Origin of the sequence: Dorea sp. OM07-5, from assembly GCF_003481355.1 — a bacterium.
Taxonomy (GTDB): domain Bacteria; phylum Bacillota; class Clostridia; order Lachnospirales; family Lachnospiraceae; genus Dorea_D; species Dorea_D hominis.
In genome coordinates this window covers 62,591-71,451 of record NZ_QUKZ01000015.1, presented here as the reverse complement: position 1 = coordinate 71,451, position 8,861 = coordinate 62,591, and the positions used below count along the sequence as shown (strand labels likewise).

General features: G+C 39.9%; 5 protein-coding genes and 1 pseudogene. All 6 read right to left on the bottom strand.

The genetic code is table 11. From position 1 onward, the window contains the following. Nucleotides 1-20: 20 nt before the first annotated feature. Entirely contained in the window at nt 21-1,565 is a 1,545-nt protein-coding gene (locus DXC04_RS12755; RefSeq protein ID WP_118661179.1) for a hypothetical protein, read from the bottom strand. A gap of 279 nt (nt 1,566-1,844) precedes the next feature. Continuing rightward, nucleotides 1,845-3,593: a fibronectin type III domain-containing protein gene (locus DXC04_RS12750; RefSeq protein ID WP_118661178.1), complete on the bottom strand. Its 1,749-nt coding sequence runs from the start codon at nt 3,591-3,593 to the stop codon at nt 1,845-1,847. A gap of 186 nt (nt 3,594-3,779) precedes the next feature. Continuing rightward, nucleotides 3,780-4,418: a response regulator transcription factor gene (locus DXC04_RS12745; protein ID WP_118520341.1), complete on the bottom strand. Its 639-nt coding sequence runs from the start codon at nt 4,416-4,418 to the stop codon at nt 3,780-3,782. Then, nucleotides 4,415-5,656, bottom strand: coding sequence for a sensor histidine kinase (locus tag DXC04_RS12740; protein ID WP_118661177.1), 1,242 nt, complete (start codon nt 5,654-5,656; stop codon nt 4,415-4,417). Before DXC04_RS12740 ends, DXC04_RS12745 begins: the two co-directional genes overlap by 4 nt. After that, the gene (locus DXC04_RS12735; RefSeq protein WP_118661183.1) at nt 5,656-7,299 is read right to left on the bottom strand and encodes a histidine kinase N-terminal 7TM domain-containing protein; all 1,644 of its coding nucleotides are present in this window, start codon (nt 7,297-7,299) and stop codon (nt 5,656-5,658) included. Before DXC04_RS12735 ends, DXC04_RS12740 begins: the two co-directional genes overlap by 1 nt. Before the next feature lie 127 nt (nt 7,300-7,426). Continuing rightward, a pseudogene (locus DXC04_RS12730) lies at nt 7,427-8,861 on the bottom strand (hypothetical protein); the annotation flags it as partial.

The following is an 8,861-nucleotide window of genomic DNA, read 5'->3' as shown; positions in this document are numbered from 1 at the left end:
ATTTAATTATAACATTTTTGCTAATCGTTAGACAGTCTGACAAACGTTGCTGTTGCATATGGCGTAATCGCATTTATATTCGGATTGATCCATCCTTGCCTCTTATACTTACTAGCAACCGGTTTCTTTGCCTTACTGGTCTTTGTAATCTTTGTATTCTTTGCGCAAACCGCTTTTACTTTATAAGAAGAAGTACTTGCTTTACTTCCACTATATACAAAGGTAATTCTTGTTTTTCCATTACTCTTAATTGTTTTAATCTTCTTATTTCCTTTGTATACATACATAGTGGAAAGACCTTTACCCGCCTGTGTAGACGGTACATTTATTATAAGTTTTGCTTTTTTAGGTGCAAATTTAACACCTGAAACAGATGGTGTTTTAAAGCTTGCTGATTTCAATGTCCAATATTGGTTATCTATATATTCATATTCCGTTCCACTTGAATCTGTTCGTATAAGATGCACTGTATAATGCTTGGCCGTGCCAGGTTTTAATCCTGTAAGTTTAAAACTTCTCTGATAATTATCACTTCCTTTAATCACATATCTTTTAAAAAGTGATCCTTCTCCATTTTTTGTTGAGTAATTATAGACTTCTACGATATGTGCCGTAGCATAACTATAACTTGACGCATCAATGTAACCGATAAGCTGATCATATCGATCAGAACTCATTTGAAACTTGTAGTCCTTCGCCGCTACTGATTTAGTATATGCAGCCTGATCAAATATAACCCTATCACTATCCTTTAATGTAATTGCATCTCCTGCTTTTTTTGCCGATGCCGCATCTTTTGCAATTACAAGAACCATTCCTGTCTTCTCACCAGTTATATCAATTTCTTTTGACTCCAAATCACGATATACAAGTGCTTTAATTTTGTTGGTAAAAGACCTACCATATATCATGCCGTCATCCTTATTATATGCCCATAAGGATTCACCCTGACCAGGTGCTTTTGTTGCTTCCATCTCTGCATTGATTTCTGAATATTCTTTTCCATTTGAAGACTTGACACTCCATGTGTACCTGTTTACTTTGCTAAATAAATTCTCAGTCTGTTCCGGCCCTTTAATAGTCGGTGCTGTCAATTCCCTTGCTTCAAAATCACGATATGGACCATACTCCTCAAGTTGAACATCCTTGCAAAGTTCATATTTAATCCAGAATTTTTCTCCTGGTTTTACATGTTTCCGATGTTCGCCCCTAATCTGATGAGTATGCACATATTTTCCTACGTCTATATTGCCACATTGTGAAGCAACATACTCTTTCCCGCTTGTACCATTCGTCCACGCAGTTAAATCATACTCTTGAATACCCAAAACATCATTTGGATAATATACCGACAAATCTACCGTTACATTAATATCAAATGTATTATCCCCACGATTGATATATTCAATCTTTTTCAACGGAGACTTTCTCGTCGGTGTATAATTTTGTGTATACGCCTCAGCAGCTTTTACATCTGTCTCCCCGGCAAATGAAAAAAATACAATCGCCAGAAGTGTTGCAAGCACTACAAATAATTTACTCTGTCCTTGTCTTTTTGTTTTCATATCATCTACGCCTCCTTTGCATAATACTTTTCAGGATGATTTTCCACTCATCAGAAGACAATCATCCATTTTGTCTGATAATTCAAGCACAATATATTATTTGTAAATAAAGTATAACATATATATTTCTTTTTCACCCCGTCCTAAAGGACAGTATATAATCAATTTCGCAGGAAATTATTCATTGTAGCAATGGAGCCAAAAGTCACAAAACAACAAAACCGCAAGCAGCTTACGCCACTTGCGGTTTTGTTGTTTTTCAGGTGTTTTTAGGAAGCGTTACTTCGCTTTGATCACTTTTTTAATCTGCGGTCCCTGACCATTGCTCTTGCTTAATCCTGTATTCATATAAACATTCAGCTTCTTACCTGTCTGTGCTCCCTTTGGCAGCCATACAGTGTAGCTTGTCTTATTGCCTTTTGTCCATGTATCACCAATCCACATACCACCGATTTTCGGAACTTTCTTCTTCAAAGTAACTTTTACTTTGTATTTTGTCCATGTGTACGGTTTGTGATAAATCGGCGGATACCAGTAACCTCCACTCCAGTGTCCCGGAGATGTCCAGCCATTTACTTTTATCTTTTTCTTCTGTACGATCTTAATAGACTTCACAGCTGGTTTCACAGCAGATCCAGTCTTTACTGTCACTACATCAGACGGTGTACCGGTTGTTCCATTCGCATAAACCTGTGTGCGGAACTTATAGGTTGTCAACGGCTTCAAATTCTTTATTTTCATCGCATCTGGGCAGTACATATAGTTTACCGTTTTTACTGTTGTCCATTTGCCACCTTTATAAATCTGAATTCTGGCATTTGTACCCATCATCTTTGCTGATCCTACAGTTACTTTTGCATAATTATGGTAAGCTATTACTTTCGGTTTTTTAAATTTCTCTGCCGGTACGTAGAGATTCGTTGTATAGGTTTTTCCATTCTTTGTCTTGAATGTAAGCCAGCTCTGTCTACCAGCTTTAATATTGTATACCGGAACTTCACTATGCGTAACTTTATTGCTGTTGTGCTTCCATGACTTTCCGGAAATATGATCATATACTTCTACAATCTTGTCATCGGAATTTGCAGGTACCGTCTCAGCAACAATCTTTATATTTCCTAACTGTGATTTTTTCACTTCTTTATGAGAGCATTTAATCTTCTCAGCCGAAATATAGTCATGTCCATTCAGATTAAAATCAAAAATTGCCGGGTAATAAGCACCATTGCTAGTAGATATGCATACATAATATGTTCCACGCGTTAATACCTTTGCTCCAGGCTCCCACGCCCCTTTTCCATAGTACTTCGCTGATGCTTCACTATAAATTTGATTATCATTAGAGTCATAGACACGAATGAAAGTACGATTCTGTCCAAAATAAGTTGCTCTTTCTTTGTTAACAAGATGGAAGCTTGGATCAATCACTGCCCTGTCTGCAACATTAAACTTGTACCAGCGTTCATCTGTTCCTGTTCCCGTTCCTGTCAGACCTTCATAAAGACTGTACGGATGTCCGGATAACGGGATCTCATATGCTGTATCTTTTGTAAGACCAATCTCGTCTTCTTTGAATCCGATTTTTTGATCAATGTATTCTGCGCTGATAGTAATATCCGTATAAGCTGGTGCAGATGTTGTAAATTTCACTTCACAGGCCTTTTCTACCCACTGGCACGGATATAAATATAGTACATTTGCATCCTTTACTGCTGTAGCCATACGGCTAGCAACTTCATGACCGCCTATCCTTAATTCCGTATGGTAATTCCGTATAGGAACATTGTGCGAAAATGTTACTTTCATCGGCCTCTGTGTATTATTCGTTACTTCAATATGCTGCTCAAGCCCATCTGCTCTCTTAAATTGTACTATTTGTGATTCTTCAGATTTAAATTCCACTGAGTGAGTAAGCGATTCCGCTTTCGCTCCAATACCCGCAGTGAACCAGCCACCTACAACCAGGGCGCACAACAACAATCCTTTCATTAGATAGTTACATATTCGTCCCGATTTCCAGTTTCTCATAACATATCCCTCCTTCTTCTTTTCCAACTAAGTTACTGGTCTTTACCTCCTCAAACGACATAGTTTTCTTATAATAGATTATAACAGAGAGACAAAAAATAAAACCTGTCCACATGGACAGGTTTTCGTTATTTTTACTGAGAATTTTGTCTATCAGATAAATATTATCTGAACATACAAGGAATATTATTGATTTTTTCCCTGACTGCTCGGTATGATGAAGTTCTTATTTGTCACTGCGATTGCAAGTCTCGTCTTATTTGCATATCCTGTTTTGGACAAAATATTCGAGATGTGAAATTTCACTGTCCGCAGTGAGATGTTCATCTGCTCTGCGATTTCACTGTATTCGAGTCCATCGCAGACATAGCGTAACACTTCGATTTCCTTGGCTGTAAGCTCCGAACTGTCGGCAAGTCCCAACTGTACACTCGGTGTTTTATCCGGAAATACACGCTCTCCGTCCATCGTTCGATCCATAACATCGATCAGCCTTTCCGGACTGATATCCTTATACCAGAAGCTGTCTACTTTCGCCTCTCTTGCCCGCTGCAAATATCCGACTTCCACCATAGAAGTTACGATAATGATTTTTATATTTGGAAGCTCTGCCTTTATCTCTGCTGCCGCTTCGATCCCGTCTTTATTTCCGGACGTACATACATCCATCAATATAAGATCGATACGCTGTCTTCTGCATATGGCAAGTGCAACATCTGCCCCATTTACGCTGGCAGAAAGCGTATAATTGTCACTTTCTGAAATGACTCTCTCCATATTTTCACGAGGCATCCTCTGATCCTCAACGATTAATACCTGTTTCATACTCTCTCCTTTTGAAATGCAATCGTCAATGCAAAATACGGAAATGACTGTATCTGCATTTCTCCGCCATAGTCAAATACATGTCTGGAAATATTATACAATCCGCCTTTTGGAACAATCTCTTTATCCGGTGTCTCTCCGTTATTCGTGATACGGATGCGACATTGCTGATTTTCATTCTGCATCTCGATCCAAAGCTTTGTCGCACCGGCATGGCAGACGCCATTTGTCAGACACTCGCGCATTGCAAGGACGCAGATATTAGCCAGTTCCTCTGACTCCGGCAATGTTCCCTCGCACACTACCTCCACGCCAAGTGTCTTTGCATCCTGCAGAAATCTTTCAAAATCGCCTTCTTCCAGCGGATACTGGTTGTCATTCCAGATTGCATTTACGGCCTGCCGAAGCAAGCGCACCGCATCTTTATAATCTGCGTTCTCCTGCGTCAGACTCTGGCGGATCGCAGTAAGACCGGCTCCCATCTGATCGTGAAGCTTTGTCTTTGCCGCAAGCACTTCCCGCTCACGTGTCAGGATCAATACATTGTCCGACAGATAGCGGAGTTCTTTTGATATTTCTTTTAACTTTTCAGTCTGCTTTGTCAGATTTATTTTTTCCTCATATTGTTTCGTAATGTCCAGAAAAATAGCTTCTGTATATACCTTTCCCTTTCGATCTGTCACTTCATTTTCCCGATAGCTCCATGCCTTCCCGTCAGGGAAAAGGTAGATTTCTTTGTTGTTGATCCGACTCACACCGTAGCGCTCACATTGCTGAAGCGCTTCTTTTAATTCTTCTTGCTTTTGCAGATCTCTGTGAGTGAGCGTCTGAAAAAGGCGATACATCTGCTCATTGCAAAGCTTCAACATTCCATCATCCATAAAATAACAGATTCCGATCGGCAGTACGTTCATCGCCTCTTTGATGGAATTTTGCCTGATAGTTTCTGTTCTCATCTTTTTCAGCCGAAGTCCTTCCCAGATAAGTAACGCATCGATCACACCGACAACACACCACCATACTCCGATCGGAACGGATGGCATTTGCAAATATATTTCTCCTCCATGGTCCGCCTCGAATGAATAGGCCAACGCATTTAAAAGCAGAAATAAAAACACAAAAAGTGCAATGTTGATATACCATTTTCGATCATCCAGCTTCATATTTTGAAAAGCAAACAACAGAATCATATTCACTACGAGACTTAATAAAATAACGATCATTAAAAATGTCTGCATTACGGTTCACCTGCCTTTTCCACGGCAAATGTAAAACGCCATATCCCATCTTCACATGTACAGGACTGCACCATTTTCGAAAAAATGGTAAGATCCATCTTGCTTTCTATTTCCATACAGAAGAGAAGCTTTTCTCCCTGGCTTCGAAGCTTTATCCACAGAGAATCGCATGTGTCCACGCATTTTTCCACCACTGTTTCAAAAAACTGATACATCGACACAGCGTCACTTACATAAATCTCCTCACCGGTTGGGAACGAACAGGCACAGTCGATGTCCATCAATCGCAAGCTGGAAAAAGATTCTTCTATGCAGGCTTCCAGTTCGGCGGCATCGGATATTTTTGATCTCTCTTCGATAAATTCCAGATTTCCGCGTCTTTTTATATACGTTCCGACAAGACTGATCTTCGCTAAAAGCCTACGGCTTTTCTCCTGATTTTCTTCCTCGTCATAGTGGTGGAGCAGGTCATTTAACAGATCGATCTGTTTTGCGGTCTGTGTCTGTAGCTTGTCAAATAAGCGATTCTTCTCACGCAGCATATTGATGGCTGCCTTTGTCTGATAATTTTCCTGCTCAATACAGTTACTTTCTTCGATTGTCTTTCTGTTTTCTTCCAGTCTCTCAAGAAGCTGGATGATGTCTTCGATATCTTCCTGCCAGAGGACATGACCGCCCAGGATATCCCGGTTCTGTATCAGTGTCTTCTTATCGATCACGACTTCTTTCTCCATCGCTTCCTTCATTATTTTCTTAGATAAAGGCATTGCATTGGAGGATGTGTAGCAGACATTATAGTCCTGATCTGTAATCTGGGCTCCCAATGTGCAGACTTCAAACAGCCGCTCATACCCTGTATTTGTCTGGATCAATCCGCAACGTACACAGCTTTCCAGTATGCCCACAAAAAATAAACATAAAACTGCGGTAATGTCTCCACCTATTTTCTTCATCCATTCCACACCGCTTACGTAAATGACTGCGTAAAGTACAGTTGCACTGATTCCGATCAGCGGTAAATATTTCTTCTTTCGGGAATGTCTGCATTTATAGAGCATCAAAAGGAAGCCGATCAATGCACAGACAATTTCCCACAAAATCACTGCATAATAGCCCCATCCATATGTATAATTGCTATCCGACCATGCCGCTCCTTCCGGGAAGGCAAAGACAAGCTGGTGAAGATCATTCGTCAGCACAAATATACTAAGAATCCCCGTCGGAATGCATAATCCTTTCAGCCACCCCGGCAGCCTGTATTCTTCCGGCTGACCAAGAAGAAATGCCGCCTGCAATGCAGTCAGCGGAATAAACAGCATTGGTATGTAGTAGCAATACCAAAGGTAGCGCGAGATCTGCAGATCATAGGTGAAGAAATATTTTGTCGTACGTACAACAAACCAAAATACCATCAGACCTGCGACTAACAGCAATGTATTTCTCACTGATTTTTGAATGACTCTCTTATGAATGCTGATCGCCCACCCGATATATAAGCCGATGTAGATCACCGTCCGAAGTGTGCCAAAGAAAATGCGACCGGCGCTCATCTTCCCCAGCCAGCGACAGACCAATGCGGCAATCACAAGCAGCAGAAATATGACGATATTCAACTGTTCACTTGATTCTTTTTTCTTTTTCATTCCTATGTTCAAATATATCCCTTTACGTATGATTTTTCTATTACTTTTTGAAGTATCATCCCGATTTCGTTGCTAGCAGCGTCAAATATCACCAGCTTGTTCATAATGTGCTTTATCCTTTCTGCTCTTATTTCGTCACTACTGTTTTTGCTGCCGACCATCCGGAATAATATTTTTTACCGGAAACACTCTTATAAGTACGGATTTTCACATAATATTTCTTCTTTGCCGCCAGCTTTTTAATAGTTTTCGAAGTTGTTTTATAACTGCTGACTGTGACATACTTATTTCGGGATTTGAACTTACTATTTGTAGAATAGAGTAACTGGTAACCGGATGTCTGTGCACTCTGCTTCTTCCATTTTGCAGTAAATGCTTTTTTCGATTTACTTAAACTGCTTATAGCGGTGCCTTTCGGATTAATGGTAAATGATAACGTCTTTTTACCACTGTAATTATCTTTTAAAGTTACAATTACTTTATATGTTCCTACATTTTTTCTGCCGGATGCATATTGCACTATATAATCTGTTTTGTTGTGCAATGCATTTCCGTTCGCATCTTTTACTGTTACAGGCGGTGTTTTTACTCCACCTGAATAAGTATAAGCCGTTGCCGAAATTTTTACAGAGTTTATCCTTGGAATTGCGATTGCTTCTGAAATCGTTTCACAATTCTTACAGTGGATAGACTTACTTCCATCTGCTGCAAATGTTGCCGGCTGATCTACCGTATATTCTGTTCCCCATTCATGCGCCTTTTTATCCAGTTTTTTCGTCTCTGTGAAGCCACAAATTTTACACCGGCGCTGTGTAATTCCTTCTTTTGTGCAACTGGTTTCTTCAATCGTCTCCCATTCGGTAAAATCATGACCTGTTGCCGGAATAACCTGCTCATCCTTTGTTTCGCCACATTTCTTGCAATGGATAGATTTTCTTCCTTCCGTTGTGCAGCTTGGTTCTTTGTCAATTGTGAAATCTTCTTCCCAATTATGACTTGCAGGAATTACTTCCTGTGGTACAAGAACGGTTTTGCAGACGCTGCAATGCTTGCCTTCTGTAAGTCCGTCGGTAGTGCAGGTTGCCGCTTTTCCCTGATCAATCACGATTGTATGTCCGTCTTTGCATGGATCTGGATCATATTCCACAATTCCTTCTGCATCCGTAAATATTTTTCCACAGCTTGTACATACCCACGCTTCATCCGCATATTTAATATCATGATCTTTTAAATCAGCCGGTTTCAATTGATTATAATAATTATGTCCAAATTTCGGATTTTCTTCTAATGTTCCACCATTTTCGGCTACATTGCCGCACTCTGTTTTTCCTGTAGTTGCCAGTTTATGTCCGTTCAGATTCAGGAACTCATTAATCTTTAACAAATCTGTGTGAATCAATACGGTATCCTGATTCAGCGTCAATGAATAGAGCGGAGTTGCAAAATTAATGTCTGTATTTTGAAGTTCCAGATTATCACTAAATCTATTTACCTGACTTGGCTCTTTAAAACTAATCTTCTGTGTCTTCTCTCCTGAAAATATCGTCTTATGCATATTTGTC